The 19004-nt window shown below is 58.3% G+C and carries 12 protein-coding genes and 2 tRNA genes; 6 read left to right on the top strand and 8 right to left on the bottom strand.

The features are described from left to right. Positions 1 to 196: 196 nt before the first annotated feature. The gene (locus ACA044_RS02915; RefSeq protein WP_497445075.1) at positions 197 to 2500 is read right to left on the bottom strand and encodes a YgiQ family radical SAM protein; all 2304 of its coding nucleotides are present in this window, start codon (positions 2498 to 2500) and stop codon (positions 197 to 199) included. Positions 2501 to 2730: 230 nt separating this feature from the next. Between ACA044_RS02915 and ACA044_RS02910 the strand changes: the two genes are divergently transcribed. Together ACA044_RS02910 and ACA044_RS02905 are read left to right on the top strand one after the other, a co-directional pair. Beyond that, positions 2731 to 5304, top strand: a complete 2574-nt coding sequence (locus tag ACA044_RS02910; protein WP_497445074.1) for a hypothetical protein — start codon at positions 2731 to 2733, stop codon at positions 5302 to 5304. 198 nt (positions 5305 to 5502) lie between these two features. Next, positions 5503 to 8100, top strand: a complete 2598-nt coding sequence (locus ACA044_RS02905; protein ID WP_497445073.1) for a hypothetical protein — start codon at positions 5503 to 5505, stop codon at positions 8098 to 8100. Between the two features lie 119 nt (positions 8101 to 8219). Here ACA044_RS02905 and dnaB read toward each other — a convergent pair whose 3' ends face one another. The 7 genes from dnaB to rnr all read right to left on the bottom strand — a co-directional run bounded on the left by dnaB (position 8220) and on the right by rnr (position 15525). Further along, positions 8220 to 9617: a replicative DNA helicase gene (gene dnaB, locus ACA044_RS02900; RefSeq protein WP_019691515.1), complete on the bottom strand. Its 1398-nt coding sequence runs from the start codon at positions 9615 to 9617 to the stop codon at positions 8220 to 8222. Between the two features lie 122 nt (positions 9618 to 9739). Next, complete coding sequence (rplI, locus tag ACA044_RS02895) at positions 9740 to 10186, bottom strand: 50S ribosomal protein L9 (protein ID WP_003197251.1); 447 nt, start codon at positions 10184 to 10186, stop codon at positions 9740 to 9742. Between the two features lie 19 nt (positions 10187 to 10205). Then, positions 10206 to 11099: a hypothetical protein gene (locus ACA044_RS02890; protein ID WP_497445072.1), complete on the bottom strand. Its 894-nt coding sequence runs from the start codon at positions 11097 to 11099 to the stop codon at positions 10206 to 10208. 36 nt (positions 11100 to 11135) lie between these two features. Beyond that, positions 11136 to 11366, bottom strand: a complete 231-nt coding sequence (gene rpsR, locus ACA044_RS02885) for a 30S ribosomal protein S18 (RefSeq protein ID WP_002551829.1) — start codon at positions 11364 to 11366, stop codon at positions 11136 to 11138. A 28-nt stretch (positions 11367 to 11394) separates the two neighbouring features. Further along, positions 11395 to 11817, bottom strand: a complete 423-nt coding sequence (gene rpsF / locus ACA044_RS02880) for a 30S ribosomal protein S6 (protein WP_095052890.1) — start codon at positions 11815 to 11817, stop codon at positions 11395 to 11397. Between the two features lie 319 nt (positions 11818 to 12136). After that, positions 12137 to 12898, bottom strand: a complete 762-nt coding sequence (rlmB, locus tag ACA044_RS02875; protein WP_237884316.1) for a 23S rRNA (guanosine(2251)-2'-O)-methyltransferase RlmB — start codon at positions 12896 to 12898, stop codon at positions 12137 to 12139. Further along, the gene (gene rnr, locus ACA044_RS02870; RefSeq protein ID WP_497445071.1) at positions 12895 to 15525 is read right to left on the bottom strand and encodes a ribonuclease R; all 2631 of its coding nucleotides are present in this window, start codon (positions 15523 to 15525) and stop codon (positions 12895 to 12897) included. The genes rlmB and rnr overlap by 4 nt, the downstream gene beginning before the upstream one ends. A gap of 226 nt (positions 15526 to 15751) precedes the next feature. On the opposite strand from rnr, the gene ACA044_RS02865 reads away from it, so the two are divergent. The 4 genes from ACA044_RS02865 to ACA044_RS02850 all read left to right on the top strand — a co-directional run bounded on the left by ACA044_RS02865 (position 15752) and on the right by ACA044_RS02850 (position 18919). Continuing rightward, positions 15752 to 15838 (top strand) — tRNA-Leu (locus tag ACA044_RS02865). A 166-nt stretch (positions 15839 to 16004) separates the two neighbouring features. Then, positions 16005 to 16091, top strand: a tRNA-Leu gene (locus ACA044_RS02860). A 252-nt stretch (positions 16092 to 16343) separates the two neighbouring features. After that, complete coding sequence (locus tag ACA044_RS02855; protein ID WP_497445070.1) at positions 16344 to 17354, top strand: iron ABC transporter substrate-binding protein; 1011 nt, start codon at positions 16344 to 16346, stop codon at positions 17352 to 17354. After that, entirely contained in the window at positions 17354 to 18919 is a 1566-nt protein-coding gene (locus ACA044_RS02850; RefSeq protein ID WP_497445069.1) for an ABC transporter permease, read from the top strand. The genes ACA044_RS02855 and ACA044_RS02850 overlap by 1 nt, the downstream gene beginning before the upstream one ends. The last annotated feature ends 85 nt before the right edge of the window (positions 18920 to 19004 follow it).

The following is a 19004-nucleotide window of genomic DNA, read 5'->3' as shown; positions in this document are numbered from 1 at the left end:
AGAATCGGGGGTGAGATCCTTGTTGCCTGTGCAGGCGAGTTCCGGCTCCCACAATATTTGGCGTTGTACAGGGAAATCGGTTGTCCCGGGCAGCCATCGAAGCGCGCGTCACCTTAGCAAACAGGCCGCACCCGCACACTCGCTAGAAAACAAAACGCCAGCACTGAGGCTGGCGTTTTGCGATATGGCACGCAGACTAACGCGGCACGACTGGCTTGCGGGCCGGTTTAGGCCCTTTGCCTTTGGCCGCGTCCTTGCGCTCCTTGGCCGCCTGCTGGTTGCGGGCGAACGCCGCTGCCTTGGCCTGTTCCCGCTTGTCCCACGGGTTGCCGCCATCGCTGGCACGCGGTGGCAGGCCTGTGTGCTGGGTCAGGATCTTGGTGGTCTTTTCCCCTGCCACTTTGTGGCTGCCGGCCGGTGTCGAGTTCTTGCGACGGGCGCTCTGGTAGCTGTCGGTCGCCGGCTGATGCAGCGGGATCAACTGGTTTTTGCCCGGCCCGATCAGGTCGGCGCGGCCCATGCGGGTCAGCGCTTCACGCAGCATCGGCCAGCCTTTAGGGTCGTGATAACGCAAGAACGCCTTGTGCAGACGACGCTGTTCTTCGCTCTTGACGATGGTCACGCCGTCACTCTTGTAAGTGACCTTTCGCAGCGGGTTCTTGCCCGAATGGTACATCGCGGTGGCAGTGGCCATTGGCGACGGATAGAACGCCTGCACCTGATCGGCACGGAAACCGTTGCCCTTGAGCCACAGGGCCAGGTTCATCATGTCTTCGTCGGTGGTACCCGGGTGAGCGGCGATGAAGTACGGAATCAGGTACTGCTCTTTCCCGGCTTCCTTGGTGTACTTCTCGAACATGCGCTTGAACTTGTCATAGCTGCCGATGCCCGGCTTCATCATCTGGTTGAGCGGACCTTCCTCGGTGTGTTCCGGGGCGATCTTCAGGTAACCACCGACGTGGTGGGTCACCAGCTCTTTCACATACTCCGGCGACTCGACAGCGAGGTCGTAACGCAGGCCGGACGCGATCAGGATCTTCTTCACACCCGGCAAGGCACGGGCGCTGCGATAGAGCTGGATCAGCGACGAGTGGTCGGTGTTCAGGTTCGGGCAAATGCCGGGGAACACACACGAAGGCTTGCGGCACGCGGATTCGATTTCCGGGGTCTTGCAGGCGATGCGATACATATTCGCAGTCGGGCCGCCGAGGTCGGAAATGACGCCGGTGAAGCCTGGGACTTTGTCGCGGATCTCTTCGATCTCGCGAATGATCGACTCTTCGGAACGGTTCTGGATGATCCGGCCTTCGTGCTCGGTGATCGAGCAGAACGTGCAGCCACCGAAGCAGCCACGCATGATGTTCACCGAGAAGCGGATCATGTCGTAGGCAGGAATCTTCTCCTTGCCATACGCCGGGTGCGGAACACGTGCGTAAGGCATGCCGAACACGTAGTCCATTTCTTCGGTGGTCATCGGAATCGGAGGCGGGTTGAACCAGACATCGACTTCGCCGTGCTTCTGCACCAGCGCGCGGGCGTTGCCCGGGTTGGTTTCGAGGTGAAGCACGCGGTTGGCGTGAGCGTAAAGAACCGCGTCGCCACGGACTTTCTCAACCGACGGCAGACGAATCACGGTCTTGTCGCGAGTCATCCGAGGGCTGGCCAGGATCTGCACGACCTTGGCTTCGCCTGGGTCTTCAACCGGCCCCTTTTCCTGCTCGATCGCGCAAGCCTGGGTGTCCTGGGTGTTCACATACGGGTTGATGATCTTGTCGACCTTGCCCGGACGGTCGATACGCGTGGAGTCGACTTCGTACCAGTCTTTTGGCGTATCTCGACGGATGAACGCGGTGCCGCGCACGTCGGTGATGTCTTCAATCTTGTGACCGTAGGACAGGCGCTGGGCGACTTCGACGATCGCACGCTCGGCGTTGCCGTAAAGCAGGATGTCGGCGCAGGCATCGATCAGGATCGAGTTACGCACCCGGTCCTGCCAGTAATCGTAGTGGGCGATGCGGCGCAGGGAGGCTTCGATGCCACCCAGCACGATCGGCACGTGCTTGTAGGCTTCCTTGCAGCGCTGGCTGTAAACCAGGCTCGCACGGTCCGGACGCTTGCCGGCCATGCCGCCCGGGGTGTAAGCGTCGTCGGAGCGGATTTTCTTGTCGGCAGTGTAACGGTTGATCATCGAGTCCATGTTGCCGGCCGCGACACCGAAAAACAGGTTCGGCTCACCGAGCTTCATGAAGTCGTCTTTGGACTGCCAGTTCGGCTGCGCGATGATCCCGACGCGGAAGCCTTGGGCCTCCAGCAGTCGGCCAATGATCGCCATGCCAAACGACGGGTGATCGACGTAGGCATCACCGGTAACAATGATGATGTCGCATGAATCCCAGCCAAGCTGATCCATCTCCTCCCTGCTCATCGGCAGGAATGGCGCTGGCCCGAAACATTCGGCCCAATATTTTGGATAGTCAAATAACGGCTTGGCTGCTTGCATGTCGATGACCGGTGTTGAAGTGAAAAATCGCGGGCGCGGAATATAGCACAAATTTTGACCAATTCCGACGGTGGTGGTCGGTTTCTCTTTGAGACTGCGCCTGCTGCTGTGCCCTGTCCGCGCCGTGCACGTTTCACAGAACCGCAAGACGCAAAAACGGCAATAAAACCAAACACTCATCAGTCCACCGTTTGCGGTGGCTGATGTGACAACCCTTCAAGGATGAAGAAATGTCACCGAAACCACCCTCCAGGGGCATCGCCACCGTCGATGTCCATCCACGCCCCTTTGACCCAACGATCGGGCATACGCCGCGCCCGGTTGTTCTATCAGGCGATGTGCCTGCGCGCGCCCTGCAAACGCCGGGCAGAACCCCGACGGGCGCTGACCTGGATGAAATCACCCCGGCGCCGCCGGTCACGATCAGTCTGTCACCCTCCGCCTCTATTGCCCGGCCCATGTCTGAGAAACAACCACTGGAACATTACTGGGTCAGCGCCGAAACCCGACTTCCGGATCCCGATGTTCAGGGTTTCAGGACTTTTAAAGGACGCCGATACGTCGATGTGCCGGACGGCGGCATCGTGCACGTCGTGACAGATCCGGAAACCGGCCTGTACCGGGCCAGACTGCCGAGCGAGCTGGCCCCTTCCGGGCCCGTGCTCGTGCGCGATCCCGAGAGCAGGCTCTGGCATCCGCTGGAAGGCTTCAAGCCGATCACTTTCCCCTTGTCCGACACCCGCCTGGAAGCTTTCAGCATTGATCTGGATTTCACCGGCGTCGAACCCGACCGTGACGGGCTGTATCGCCACAACGGCAAACTGTACGTGGTGATCGGGAAACATGCCTATCAGGCTCTGCACGATCTTGACGCCTCCTCGCCGCCAGTGCCCGTGATGCGCATCGTCCGGCCCGAAGATCATGTGGCTGGCGACGCCGCCAACATTTATGTCGGTACACGCGCTGGAAGATCGGAGCCGATTGTTTTCGATGTACAGCACGGCTGGATGGGAACCCTGGTGGGCGGTGCGGGTGGAATGCGGCGAAGAGCGAATCCGGTTGAAGCCATTCGAACGGCCGATCTGGCATTCGAGCTTCGGGTACTGGATCTGGAATTTGAACAGGCGATGGCAACGGCTGGGCAGTTGGAAACCAGATGGGAGGCAGCAAAGGGCACAGAAGGCGAGCGAAACGCACTCGAACTACTCAAAGAACAACATCAGCGGGAACTGGCGATATTGGAGAAAACAGTCAACCTGCACACAGACCAAAAGGAGGCGATAGTCGCTATCAAAGGCCGCATCGCCTACAGAAACAAAATAGTCATGCTGCAAAAAGGGCGAATCCTGACCTACAGCCAGCTCATGATAGCCAGCGATTCGCGCAAATTACTGGACGGCCCGATTTTCGGAGGTCCCGCCGAAGAACATCTCGCGGTCGCAGCACATCTGTCGAGCAAACTGGTCATCATGAAAAAACGTCAGCAAATTGCAGATGAGCTGGTGAAAAAGTGGCGCTTGTCGCAAAGCGAGTTGAAGGAAGCAGCCTTCGACCAGATAGAAATGCATGAAACCGTTGCCTTTTGGATCTATGCCAAGAGCAGGCTACTGATCGATATCGACACTGCAGTCAACGCCAACGCCAGATATCTTGCGTTCTCGTTTGGTCAGGTAACGTTTGCGTTCCGGGCACTCGAGAACATTCCCCCTGACGCGCGCATCCCGGTACTTAGTGATCTGCTGGATCAAACGTCGGCAATCAGGGTGTCGTACGAAAATCTGGAACTGCCTCCCGGCCTGCAACATGTCAGTTCACGAGGCGAAATCACCGAGGCCATACAGGACTTCGAGAACACGCTGGATGAACTCTTGAACCGCTATCACCAAGAGCAGGCAAAGACTTCAGCGCTGCCGCCGCACGAGCAACCCATTGATTTCGACTTCATCCCTGCGCAAGGTCAAAACCATCAAGCATCGACACCGAGAAAAATGTTCCGCAGCAAACACCACGGCGTCTACAAGATCCATGTCGGTCGGCCACGCCGTACTGCCTCAGGCGAAGACGTGATCGATGTCATGAATCCCCACAATCCGACAGAAGTCTTGCAAACCTATGAGCGCCGGGAAGGAGAATGGCGCCGACTGGTTGCCAGGCAAGAAAGAAATCTGTCGACGTTGACCACACAAGCCAAGCGACTTCTGGATCAATCCGACGCACATTTGAACACTGCCTGGCAGGATGAGAGGGCAAAACGCAACGCCACCAGCATCGTCGAATTCTTGGCTGACAGGGCCGAACATCTTGATGACCTAGCCCAGCAGATCGGACGAGCCCCGAATCCGGGCGCCATTGATATCGACCCTCTGGTTCAACGTCTGAAACACGACAGTCAGCGTTTGCTCAATGAGGGTGAAGACATCCGCTTGCGACTCTACAAGGACAAATCCTATCTGAGCGTCGACCGGGTGGCGTTTCTGATCAGCCATGGACATCTCAGCGTCACGAAGACCCACACTCGGTTGTCACAGGGTAAAGGCAATAAAAAACACTTTCTCGACGTCTACGAGCTGAACGACAAGCAAACCGGCACGACGCTGTGGCATGCCCATTTTCACTACGAAGAGAAGAACAGTCCTGCTCTGGACTTCATGGTGAAGGGCGGCCATCTCAAAACCCTCGAGCAAAGCAGGTTGGGCACCTCATCCCAACGCAGGGATGAACAGGCGGGTCGAGCACACGTCCGTATCTGGCGTGAAGACATCGACAGCAGGACGGCACAGAGAATCTTCAACCTGGTGTCGTAAACCTATCGCGGAAGGCAGGCAGCAACGCCGCCTGCGCAAACCTGTAAACCTGTAAACCTGTAAACCTGTAAACCTGTAAACCTGTAAACCTGTAAACCTGTAAACCTGTAAACCTGTAAACCTGTAAACCGGCACGATGCCAAACAAAACATCCCCCTGAGCGGCTGCTGAGGGGTAACTTTTCAAGGATGAAAAAACGTGGCAGCAAAAACGCCCACCCGTGGCAACATCTCCGTCGACGTCCACACTCGCCCAAACCCGCCGTCGGACGTGAACACACCGCGCCCCGACACTCCGCACCGTGTCGACTTTGGCTCGCCGACCTCCCGCCCTGATGGAAATCCGGCGCGGCCGGGCAGAACAGCCGGGGATGCCGACCTCGATGCAATCAGGCCGGCACCGGTGGTAACCGTTCACGAGACAATTTCCACCGCTGAACCCCCGACGACTGGCTATCAGCCGCTGGAGCGTTACTGGCTCGGCACACTGGCTGCGTTGCCGGACGCTGACGCCGATGGCTTCAGGATTCACAAGGGACGCCGGTACGTCGACGTACCCGATGGCGGCCTCGTACTGGTCGGGACGGATCCGGACACGGGACTGTACCGTGCCAGACTACCGAGCGAATTGACCGCCTCCGGGCCCGTGCTGCTGCGCGACACCGACAGCGGGCTCTGGCACACGCTGGAAGGCTTCGAACCGATCACTGTCCCGTTGACCGAGAGCCGTCTGGAAGCCTTCCGCACCGATCTGGACTTCAGCGGTGTTGAACCCGGCAGCGATGGTTTGTTTCGGCACGATGGCAAACACTACGTGGTCATCCAGAGCCACGCGTATCAGGCAATGCATGACCTCGATGCGTCTACCCCGGCGCAAAAGGTATGGCGCATCGTTAAACCCGGGGATCCCGTCGCGACCGACAACGGGAACATCTACCACGCCAGTCGGATGGGCGAAAGCCTGGCCATCACTCGAAACGGAACAAACACCTGGGTTTCTATCGTCGCAGGTCTGGCGGGAGGCATGCGTCGCAATGAGTCGACTCAAATAACCAAAGCCATCCTGCTGCAAAGGTACGAGCCCATCAAGAATGCTCACAATGCCCTATCCCTGTCATCCAGGCGGTATGACGAACTCTGGAGTGCGGCACGCCCACTGCCTGAGGCAAGTGCAGCGAAGACTGCGGCGTTGGTAGCGCTTGAAGTACACCTTCTCAAGCACATCAAAATGCAAGCTGACTTCGTCAAGTCGCTCATCGACAACAAGGACTGGCTGATCCACTTGAAGGCCGGCGGGCAGTACAAGGTGGAACTGCACACCTTCCAAATGGAAAGAGTGGATTACCTCAACAAACTCATGGCGATCATGGATTTCAGGGTCATGCCCACCGTAACAGGGGCAACCGTCGAGAACTGCAAGAAAACCATTGCTCACCTGAACAAGAAGCTCAAGTTTCTCGACGACCGTCAGGTTGTGATTGATCAAATTAAAAAAGCTTCTCCCGGAGCTGCATTTGAACTCGCTGAAATCAGCAACAATATTCCCGGGACTGATCGAATCAACTACAACAAGCTGACGCTCTATATGCGCCTGCTTTCGGATAACCCCGAGCATGCACCCGCTACGGGCATGCAATCGCTTCGGGCTATCGACATGTTTACGGAGGATCTGAAAAGTGTTCCCGAACGAGCGCATCCGCTAGCGCTGCTGTTGGCCGTTGATCAAATAAGGGAGGAGAAGAATCGGTTTGAATCGCTGCTGACCTCCGAAAGCCCCGACAAGGCCGGGTACATCAAGGAAATCATTGCTCTGATCGATCCATTCGAGAAGAAAATCGACAGCAGACTGAGCGAGATCTTTGACACGTTCGGCCGTAATACCGAGTTGCCCAGTCTCGATCAGGATGTGGATTTCGACTTTATTCCGCAGCAGCCCGTCTATGTGGATGCGGTGCTACCCCCTGCCCCGAAGAAAATGTTCCGTACCCGTCAGCACGGTACTGACCGGGTTTTGGTGGGGGAAAAGGAAACCGCGCCGGATGGCAATGTCACGCTCAAGGTTGCCGATCTCTTCAGGCCCAACGCTGCGCCCCAGCGCTATGAAAAAAGGCAAGGTGAGTGGCGGCCCGTTCGCCCCCTCGCTCCCGGCACGTCGAGACCACAACTGATCAACGATGCCAACCGATTACTTGCCGGGGTTGGAGAACGGCTTGTCGAAGCGCGAGCCAAAGAAGCGCAAAAGACCAATCCAACGGAAATTCTCGAGTTTCTGGATGACCAGGCCGACCTGCTCCACGACCAGGCAAGACTGCTGAAAAATCACGAAAACGCTGCCGAGGATACCGAGATCATCGGACTGATCGGACGCTTGCGAACCGCTGGCGATTCATTGACCGCCGAAGGGCAGAAAGTGTTGGTGCGGACGTACAAAAACAGGGACGTGCTGGACATCTTGCGCCTGAATTATCTGCTGGATCACGCTGAGCTCACTGTGACCAAGGCCGTTGATCGCAAGCCAAGCGGCAAGGGCGATAACCGATATTTTCTGGACGTTTATTTAATCAACGACCGTTCCAGCGGAGCTCCGTTGTGGGAGGCCCATTTTAAATATGAGCGGCAGGACAACGCTGCGCTGAACTTCAAGGACAAAGGTGCTCATCTCAAAACGCTCGAACAGGGCGGACGAGGTCTCTCATCCCAGCGCCGGGACGCACAGGCCGGATTACCGCACATCCCCATCTGGCGTGAAACCTTCGATGGCAAAACGGCGCGAAAAATATTCGCGCTGGCTGCTTGAAGCTGCGCCAGTGGGCTGCAGGTCAACACACGCCCCCGAACACCGGGCTTTGCGGCAACAGGACGACTAACCAGGCAATGACTATTAAGTGCGGCTGGCAGAGTGTTTTCAGCCAGTCGTCACTCGTCGTCGTCGAAGTTATAGCTGCCCGGCGCGAGGTTCTCGAAACGGGTGTATTTACCGATGAACGCCAGCCGGATAAAACCGATCGGGCCGTTCCGCTGCTTGCCGATGATGATTTCGGCGATGCCTTTATGCTCTGTTTCCGGGTGATACACCTCATCCCGGTAAACGAACATGATCACGTCGGCGTCCTGCTCGATCGCACCGGATTCGCGCAAGTCGGAGTTCACCGGACGCTTGTTCGGCCGTTGTTCCAGGGAACGGTTGAGCTGGGACAGTGCCACCACCGGGCAGTTGAATTCCTTGGCCAGGGCTTTCAGGGACCGGGATATCTCGGAAATCTCGTTGGTCCGGTTGTCACCACTGGAACCCGGGATCTGCATCAGTTGCAGGTAGTCGATCATGATCAGACCGATCTCACCGTGCTCACGCACCAGACGACGAGTCCGCGCACGCATTTCCGAGGGGCTGATACCGGCGGTGTCGTCGATGAACAGCTTGCGATCGTTGAGCAGGTTGACCGCCGAGGTCAGGCGTGGCCAGTCGTCGTCTTCCAGGCGACCGGCCCGGACCTTGGTCTGATCGATCCGACCGAGGGACGACAGCATACGCATGATCAGCGATTCGCCTGGCATCTCGAGGGAGTAAACCAGAACAGCCTTCTCGCTGCGCAGCACGGCGTTTTCCACCAGGTTCATCGCAAAGGTGGTTTTACCCATGGACGGACGGCCGGCGACGATGATCAGGTCCGACGGCTGCAAGCCGCTGGTCTTCTCATCGAGGTCGGTATAGCCGGTAGACAGGCCGGTAATGGCGTTGTCGGTGTTGAACAAAGTGTCGATGCGGTCGATGGCCTTGGTCAGCAGGTCGTTGACGCTGACCGGGCCGCCGGTTTTCGGACGGGCCTCGGCGATCTGGAAGATCTGCCGTTCGGCCTCATCGAGGATTTCGGCGGCGGTGCGGCCTTCCGGGTTGAAGGCGCTGTCGGCGATTTCGGTACTGATGCCGATCAGTTGGCGCAAGGTCGCCCGCTCGCGAACGATTTGGGCATAGGCCTTGATGTTGGCGACGGACGGCGTGTTTTTCGCCAGTTCACCGAGGTAACCGAGGCCACCGACTTGTGAGGTCTGACCTTCCTTGTCCAATTGCTCGGCCAGGGTCACTACGTCGATCGGTGAGTTCTGGTCGGCGAGTTTGGCGATCGCCCGGAAGATCAGGCGGTGGTCATGCCGATAGAAATCGCCGTCGGAGACTTGATCGAGCACACGCTCCCAGGCGTTGTTGTCCAGCATCAGACCACCGAGCACGGCCTGTTCGGCCTCGATGGAATGCGGCGGCACCTTCAGGGCAGCGGTTTGCAGATCGTATTGCTCGGGAGCGGAGATATCGTTCATGGCCACTTGATTCTTGGTGATAAAAAGCAGGGATTACAGAAAGACAAAGGGCACGACCTGTAAACAGGATCGTGCCCGATGTTACCGGCAAGCACCCGAGGGTGCCAGCCGACAAGTGCTGCTTAAGCTGCTACCACGACAACGCGTACGGTGGCTTCAACTTCGGCGTGCAGGTGCACGGCTACGTCGAATTCGCCTACGTTGCGGATGGTGCCGTTCGGCAGACGAACTTCGCTTTTTGCAACTTCAACGCCAGAGGCGGTCAGTGCATCAGCGATGTCGTGGGTGCCGATCGAACCGAACAGCTTGCCTTCGTCACCAGCGGTGGCAGTGATAGTCACTTCCAGCTCAGCCAGTTGGGCGGCACGGCTTTCAGCCGAAGTTTTACGGTCTGCTGCGGCTTTTTCCAGCTCAGCGCGACGCTCTTCGAACGCAGCCAGGTTGGCAGCGGTCGCAGCGGTAGCTTTGCCGTAAGGCAGCAGGTAGTTACGACCGTAACCAGCCTTAACGTTCACTTTGTCACCCAGGTTGCCCAGGTTGGTGACTTTTTCCAGAAGGATCAGTTGCATGTGAAAATCCTCTTAACTTTTAACCTTCACCGTTCGCGTTATCGGCATCTTTCGGCGCCGAACGACCGCGAAAATCAATCAGGCTGTCGACGATGGCCAAGACCACCAGCAACGGATAGATCAGCTGCATGAACAGCAACAGCGTGACGTACAACCCCACCAGCCAGAATTTGGCCAGTCGCTTTTGCGCCACCAGCCCGTGAATCAGGGCCAGCCCGGCGAACACCAGCGGTACGCTGCACAACGGCGTCAACATGGCCATCTGCGAACCTAAGTTAGGCCCCAGAAGCATTAACGCCAGCAGCAACATCGCCGGCAAAAGCGGGATTCGGATGGCGCGAAACTCGCGACCAAAACCACCCGGGTTGTACAACAACGCCTGCCAGTAGCGCCCGACAATCAGGCTCAGCACACTGACGATTTGCAACAAGGCCGCAATCAGGCCGGTCAGGACCGGTGCAATCAGGGACGCGAAACGCGCTTGCTCGTCTACCGACAATTGCTGGTAGACATCACCGAGTAGCGACGGCATGACTTTTATCAACGCCTGCGCCAGCATCTCGATCTGGGGCGCAAAAGCCGCCCCCAGCACCACTGAAAACACCAACCCAATCGCTATGCTGACCAGCAGCACGCGGTTCCAGGACTCGCTTGCGCGCAAAACCAACGCAAGGCTCGAAGACCCCAGTAGCACCAGAAGTGCCCGTGGGTCGTCGGAGTAAAGCCACCAGATCAACGCCGGCAGCAGTCCCAGAGCAAGAACGCCCAAGGCGTCCTTCAATCCGCGCCGCAGGAGCACAAGGCATCCGGCGGCAGCACCCAACCAATACAACAACGGCAATGTTGCGCATCCGGCCACTACCAGAGTGGCCTGCATACGGCCGCGCATGATGAACTCAGCTAAGGCGCGCATGCATTCAATCCTTTGCTACGTGTCGACTGCCCGGTCTCAGCGGCCGTGGCTGTCGGTGTAGGCCAGCAGGGCCAGGAAGCGGGCGCGCTTGATAGCGGTGGCCAGCTGACGCTGATAACGTGCTTTGGTACCGGTGATGCGGCTTGGAACGATTTTGCCGGTCTCGGATACGTAAGCTTTCAGAGTGTTGAGATCTTTGTAATCGATCTCTTTCACGTCTTCAGCGGTGAAGCGGCAGAATTTACGACGACGGAAGAAACGTGCCATGTAATAGGCTCCTCAAAAGGTCCGTGGATTACTCGTCAGCGTTATCGCTGGCGTCGCTGTCATCACCATCAACGCTATCAGCGTCGGAGTGCTCAGGACGGTCGCGACGCTCACGGCGCTCACTGCGGTTTTCTTCAGCCTTGAGCATCTCGGATTGGCCGGTAACGGCTTCTTCGCGACGGATGACCAGGTTACGGATCACTGCATCGTTGTAGCGGAAGTTGTCTTCCAGCTCGGCCAGGGCCTTGCCAGTGCACTCAACGTTCAGCATCACGTAGTGAGCCTTGTGAACATTGTTGATTGCGTAGGCCAGTTGACGACGGCCCCAATCTTCCAGACGGTGGATTTTGCCGCCGTCTTCTTCGATCAGCTTGGTGTAACGCTCAACCATGCCGCCGACTTGCTCGCTTTGATCCGGGTGGACCAAAAAGATGATTTCGTAATGACGCATGAATGCTCCTTACGGGTTGTAGCCTGCCGCTCAAAAGCGGTCAGACAAGGAGTGAATGACACTTATGGACTTGCTTGCGATAGACACATGCGTGCCTGCCGTCACAGCAAGGGGCGCAATTGTAGAGAAGGGACAGAAGAGGTGCAAGGCAATTGGTGATTATTTGAACAGCTTGCTCAACTCACCAATCCTTGCCATGACGCAGAACCAATGTGGGAGCGGGCTTGCTCGCGAATACGGCCTGACATTCAACACTTTTGCTGAATGACACACCGCTTTCGCGAGCAAGCCCGCCCCCACATTTTGGATCGTGTACGACTTAGGACTTTTTGGCAGCAGCTTTGACGCCGCGCTGGCGCAGGGCCTCGAACAGGCACACGCCAGTCGCCACGGACACGTTGAGACTGCTGACGCTGCCCGCCATCGGCAGACGCACCAGGTAGTCGCAAAGATCGCGAGTCAGGCGGCGCATTCCGCTGCCCTCCGCGCCCATGATCAAGATGGTCGGGCCGGTCAGGTCCTGCTGATACAGGTCCTGCTCAGCCTCACCTGCCGTACCGACGACCCACAAGCCTCGCTGCTTGAGTTTTTCCAGGGTGCGCGCCAGATTGGTCACGGCCACCAACGGAATCACTTCCGCCGCGCCACAGGCGACTTTCCGTACCGTCGGGGTCAGGGTCGCTGACTTGTCCTTTGGCACGATCACCGCCAGCGCACCCGCCGCATCGGCCGAACGCAGGCAAGCACCGAGGTTGTGCGGATCGGTCACGCCGTCGAGCACCAGCAGCAGCGGCGCGCCTTCGGTACGATCGAGCAATTCGTCGAGCATCGCTTCGCCCCAGACCTGACTCGGACTGACGTCCGCGACCACGCCCTGGTGCACGCCTTCTACCCACGCATCCAGCTCACGACGCTCAGCCTGACCGACCGCTACGCGATTTTCGGCAGCGAGTTCGATCAGCGTCTGCACCCGCGGATCGCTGCGGCCTTCAGCCAGCCAGATCTGCTTGACGCGTTTTGGGTGGTGACGCAGCAACGCTTCTACCGCATGCACGCCGTAGATCTTTTCCAACTGACTCATGACTTGGCCTTAGGTTTACGCGCCCCGCCGCTTCTGGCGGCTGGAGCGGAACCCGCTTTTGGCGGGCCTTTACGGTGTTTGCTCGGTTTGGCTGGCTTGCCGCCGGAAGCCTTGTCAGGCGCCGACCGCCCGGTCTTTCCCCCAGACGCCGCTTTACCGCCGCTTTTCGCTTCAGACAGCAACGCCTGTTTCATTTCACGGCTTTTACGCAACTCGGCATTTTTCGCCGCGGCATCGCTCGGACGATAGGCTTCGACGGCCTTTTCCTTGGCAGGACGACGGCCGGTTTTCGCTGGTGCCGGCTCAGCAGCCGTTTTCGCAGCAGGAGCAGCGGTTTCAGTGCCACGCTTCTTGCGGCCGATCGGCGCGCTGATGGTCTTTTCAGCCATCTCGAAGTCGATCTTGCGCTCGTCGAGGTCGACGCGCATGACGCGCACCTCAACGGTGTCGCCCAGACGGAAGCTACGACCGGTACGCTCACCGGCGAGGCGGTGGTGCACAGGATCGAAGTGGTAGTAATCACCCGGCAACGCGGTGACATGCACCAGGCCTTCGACGTAAATATCGGTCAGTTCGACGAACAGGCCGAAACCGGTCACGGCGGTGATCACACCCGGGAACGATTCGCCCACGCGGTCTTTCATGAACTCGCACTTGAGCCAGTTCACCACGTCGCGGGTCGCTTCGTCGGCACGGCGCTCGCTCATCGAGCATTGCTCGCCGAGCTGCTCCAGGGTCGCTTCGTCGTACGGATAGATGCGCGCTTTCGGAATGATCATCGCGCCGGCACGGCGAACGTGCGGGGTGTCCATTTTCGAATGGATGACGCTGCGAATCGCCCGGTGCGTGAGCAAGTCCGGGTAGCGGCGAATCGGCGAAGTGAAGTGGGTATAGGCTTCGTAATTCAGGCCGAAGTGGCCCTGGTTATCGGCGCTGTACACCGCCTGACTCAATGAACGCAGCATGACGGTCTGGATCAGGTGGAAATCCGGACGATCCTTGATACCTGCCAGCAAGGCCTGGTAATCCTTCGGCGACGGACCATCCTTGCCTTTGTGCAAGGACAGGCCGAGTTCGCCAAGGAAGGCGCGCAGTTTTTCCAGACGCTCCGGTGGCGGGCCGTCGTGGACGCGATACAGCGCAGGAATTTCGTGCTTTTTCAGGAATTCGGCGGTGGCCACGTTGGCCGCCAGCATGCATTCCTCGATCAGCTTGTGCGCATCGTTGCGAACGGTCGGACGGATTTCGGCAATCTTGCGCTCGGAACCGAAGATGATCCGGGTTTCCTGGGTTTCAAAATCGATTGCGCCGCGCACATGACGGGCTGCCAGCAGAACCTTGTACAGCGCGTACAACTGCTTGAGGTGCGGCAGGACGTCGGTGTATTCGCCACGAAGCTGACGCGCCTCGGTGGCTTTCGGCGTCTCCAGCATGGCGCTGACCTTGTTGTAGGTCAGGCGGGCATGGGAGTGAATCACCGCTTCGTAGAAGCAGTAGTCGGTCATCTCGCCGGATTTGGAGATGGTCATTTCGCAGACCATGGCGAGGCGATCGACATGCGGGTTCAGCGAGCACAGGCCATTGGACAATTGCTCAGGCAGCATCGGCACGACACGCTCGGGGAAGTACACCGAGTTGCCACGAACCTGGGATTCGTTATCCAGCGCCGAGCCGATTTTCACGTAACTGGAAACGTCGGCGATCGCCACGTACAACTTCCAGCCACCGGAGAACAGGCGCAGCTTGCCCGGCTTGGCTTCACAGTAGACCGCGTCATCGAAGTCGCGCGCATCTTCGCCGTCGATGGTCACGAACGGCAGATGGCGCAGGTCGATGCGCTTCTCTTTGTCTTTCTCTTCGACTTCAGGCTTGAGCTTCGCGGCTTCTTTGAGTACCGCTTCAGGCCAGACGTGAGGAATATCGTAGGTGCGCAGGGCGACATCGATTTCCATGCCCGGCGCCATGTAGTTACCCACGACTTCGACCACGTCGCCTTGCGGCTGGAAGCGTGGCGTCGGCCAGTGGGTGATCTTCACTTCGACGAACTGGCCGATCTGGGCGTTGGCGTTGCGGCCCGGAGTCACCAGCACTTCTTGCTGGATCTTCGGATTGTCCGCGACGACGAAACCGATACCGCCTTCTTCGAAATAGCGGCCGACGATGGTCTCGTGGGCACGGGACACCACTTCGACGATCATGCCTTCGCGGCGACCGCGACGGTCGAGGCCGGAAACACGCGCCAGGGCACGGTCGCCGTCGAACACCAGGCGCATTTGCGCCGGGCTCATGAACAGGTCGTCACTGCCGTCGTCCGGAACCAGGAAGCCGAAGCCGTCACGGTGACCACTGATGCGGCCCAGGATCAGGTCGAGCTTGTCCACCGGCGCATAGGTGCCACGACGGGTATAGATGAGTTGAGCGTCGCGCTCCATGGCGCGCAGGCGGCGGCGCAGGGCTTCGATCTGGTCTTCTGTGGTCAGACCAAACTCTTCGACCAGCTGCTCGCGGTTAGCAGGCGAACCTCGATCAGCAAGGTGCTGAAGGATCAGTTCGCGGCTAGGAATAGGGTTTTCATATTTTTCCGCTTCACGAGCGGCCTCGGGATCGAGGGACTGCCAATCGGCCATTAGAGAGTTTTCACCTTGTCTATATGCGGGTTAGTTTGGCATAGGCGTCATGAAACGGGAAATTTCAGGCTATGACAGCCCATCTAAAGCCCTTTATCGACAGAGCAAAGCTGATTTGAATGCCGTCGGTGAAATTTTCCAGGTTTTTTTGACGACAGGGGTTTACAGTTAAAAAGACGCTCCGTATAGTGCGCGCCATCGACGACGCACTAGCGGCGCCGATACTGCCCAGATGGTGAAATTGGTAGACACGCCAGCTTCAGGTGCTGGTGACCGCAAGGTCGTGGAAGTTCGAGTCTTCTTCTGGGCACCAATTTCGAGCTTGAGATTAGATCAATTTCAAAGCTCTTACAAAAACCCGCGAAAGCGGGTTTTTTGCATTCTAAACATCTGATTTATTAAAACTAAATCAGGGGTTTACAGATCAAAATGCTCTCCGTATAGTGCGCCACATCAACAGCGGCAACGCTGAAGATACTGCCCAGATGGTGAAATTGGTAGACACGCCAGCTTCAGGTGCTGGTGACCGCAAGGTCGTGGAAGTTCGAGTCTTCTTCTGGGCACCAATTCAAATTCAAGGTCACGATCTTGAATTTCACAAAAACCCGCGAAAGCGGGTTTTTGCGTTTCTGGCTTCTTAAAAACCAGAACCACCTCCCCACTCAAAAAGTCCACGCGCCCCTGTAGCAGCTGGCGAAGCCTGCTGCTACAGGAGCCGCTCTAGCAAACCCTCCCCAGCCCCGCAAGACGCACTTGAGAAACAATATCGTTTATCATTGTTACAAGTTTTTGCAATGCGACAGTGAGGAACCCTGCGAATGATGTTTCGAAATACCCTGCGCCGCGGCCTGACCATCACCCTGCTCGGCCTGACACTCGCCACCTCCCTCACCCAAGCCGCCGACCCGGCCCCCCTGACACTCTATAACGGTCAACACAAGGAAGTCGGCGACGCCGTTGCCCAAGCCTTCGAAGCCAAGACCGGGATTCACGTCAATGTGCGCAAGGGCAGCAGCAATCAGCTCGCCAGCCAGATCGTCGAAGAAGGCGATCGCTCCCCCGCCGACGTGATCTACACCGAAGAATCTCCACCACTGAACAAACTTGGCGAACAAGGCCTGCTGGCACAGACCGATGCCGCCACTCTCGCCGTTCTGCCCAAAGACTACGTCGCCAGCAACGGCACCTGGATCGGCATCACTGCACGGGTCCGCGTCGTCGCCTTCAACCCCAAGCTGATCGATGAAAAAGACTTGCCCAAGTCGGTGATGGAATTCTCCGATCCGAAATGGCAAGGCAAAGTCGGCTTCGTGCCGACCAGCGGCGCCTTCCAGGAACAGGCCGTAGCAATCATCAAGCTCCATGGCATGGACGCCGCCGAAGAATGGCTCACCGGCCTGCGGGCGTTCGGCAAGACCTACAGCAACAACATGGTCGCGCTGAAAGCCGTGGAAAACGGCGAAGTTGCCACCGTGCTGGTGAACAACTATTACTGGTTCGCCTTGCAGCGTGAGAAAGGCCAACTCGACTCGAAACTGCATTACTTCACCGATGGCGACGTCGGCGGACTGATCACCGTCTCCAGCGCCGCCGTACTGAAATCCAGCAAACATCCAAAAGAAGCCCAGCAATTGCTTGCCTACATGGCCAGCGAAGAAGGTCAGCGCGTGATCACCCAGACCACCGCCGAATACCCGCTGCATAAAGGCATGGAATCGGATCGCGGCCTCAAGCCATTCAATGAGCTGCAAGCGCCGAAAGTCACGCCAGCCGACCTCGGCAACGCCGAAGAAGCCCTGGACCTGGAACGTGACGTTGGCTTGAACTGATGAGCGCATCGTTATCCGCCCCCGCTTTGCGCGGGGGCTACATGCCTCGGCGCAAGCGGCCGTCGATCTGGTTGCTGCTGCCAGTGTTGCTGCTGGTATTGCTCAGCCTCCTGCCACTGGCCTATGTCGGCCTCAAGACCTGGCAAGCCGGCTGGGCCGAGGCGCTGCATCTGTTGTGGCGGCCCTACGTGTTTGGCCTGCTGCGCAATACGCTGGCGCTGATGGCGGGCGTCACGCTGGCTTGCGGTGTGATTGGTTTGTCACTCGCCTGGCTGCTGGAACGCAGCAATCTGCCGGGGCGACGGTTATGGGGCGTGATCCTGTGCCTGCCGTTCGCAGTGCCGGCATTTGTCAGCAGCTTTACCTGGGTCTCCCTGAGTGCTCACTTCGAAGGCCTGGGCGGGGCAATTCTGGTGATGACCCTGTCCAAATATCCGCTGATTTTTCTGCCGGTGGCGGCAACCCTGCGCAATCTCGATTCATCCCTGGAGGAGTCTGCACGGACTCTGGGGCAGAATCGCTGGGGCGTGTTCTTCAACATTACTCTGCCCCTGCTCTGGCCGTCACTGCTGGCCGGTTCGCTGCTGATTGCGCTGCACATGCTGGTGGAGTTCGGTGCGCTGTCGATCATCGGCCTGCAGACTTTCACGACAGCGATCTACCAACAGTTCGAGCTGGAATTCAGCAACGCTAACGCAGCGATGCTTTCGGCGGTGCTGCTGGCGCTGTGCCTGGTGCTGCTATGGCTGGAGTTGCGAGTGCGCGGCAAGGGCCGACATGTGCGCACCGGCCAAGGCGCGGCACGACATGCGGAACAGGTTCGTCTGGGACCATGGACAGTCGCTGGACAAGTTTACTGCCTGATACTGGCGATTATTGGCAGCGGCATTCCGCTGGGCATGCTGGTGTATTGGCTTGCCGTAGGCTCATCGGCGGCATTCCCAGTGGCCGCGATCAGCGAGGCGCTGCTCTCTTCCCTGGCGTTGTCACTGGGTGGCGCAGCGTTGTGTCTGGTATTGGCCGTTCCGGTGGGATTGCTGGTGGTTCGCTACAAAGGTCAATTGGCAATCTGGGCCGAGCGCCTGCCGTATCTGCTGCATGCGCTGCCAGGGCTGGTGATAGCCCTGACGCTGGTGTATTTCGCCCTGCACTATGTACCCGTGCTGTATCAGACGTCGGCGTTGCTGCTGATCGCTTATGCGCTGTTGTTTCTGCCACTGGCTCAGGCGCCGATTCGTACGGCATTGAACAAAGCTGCACCGCAGCTGGAAGAGGCTGCACGCACGCTGGGAGCGTCGTCCTTCAGCGCGTTTTGCCGGGTGACACTGCCGATCATCTTCCCGGCGCTGGGTGCCGCGTTTGCGCTAGTGTTTCTGGATGCCATGAAGGAACTGACCGCGACGCTGTTGCTGAGTCCGACCGGGCTCAATACGTTAGCGACGCAAGTCTGGGCACACACCGCGAACGTGGAGTTTGCGGCGGCGGCACCTTATGCGGCGTTGTTGATATTAGTGTCGGGGTTGCCGGTGTATCTGCTGACGACGCGGATGTATTTGAGCCGCTGAAAAGCTTCGCGGGCAAGCCTCGCCCCTACAAGGATTGCGCAATTCCTGTAGGAGCGAGGCTTGCCCGCGAAGGCACCAGACCTGC

This window comes from Pseudomonas sp. LBUM1673 (assembly GCF_059695645.1).
Note: the sequence above shows the minus strand (reverse complement) of the source record. Positions and strands in the feature narration are given on the sequence as shown.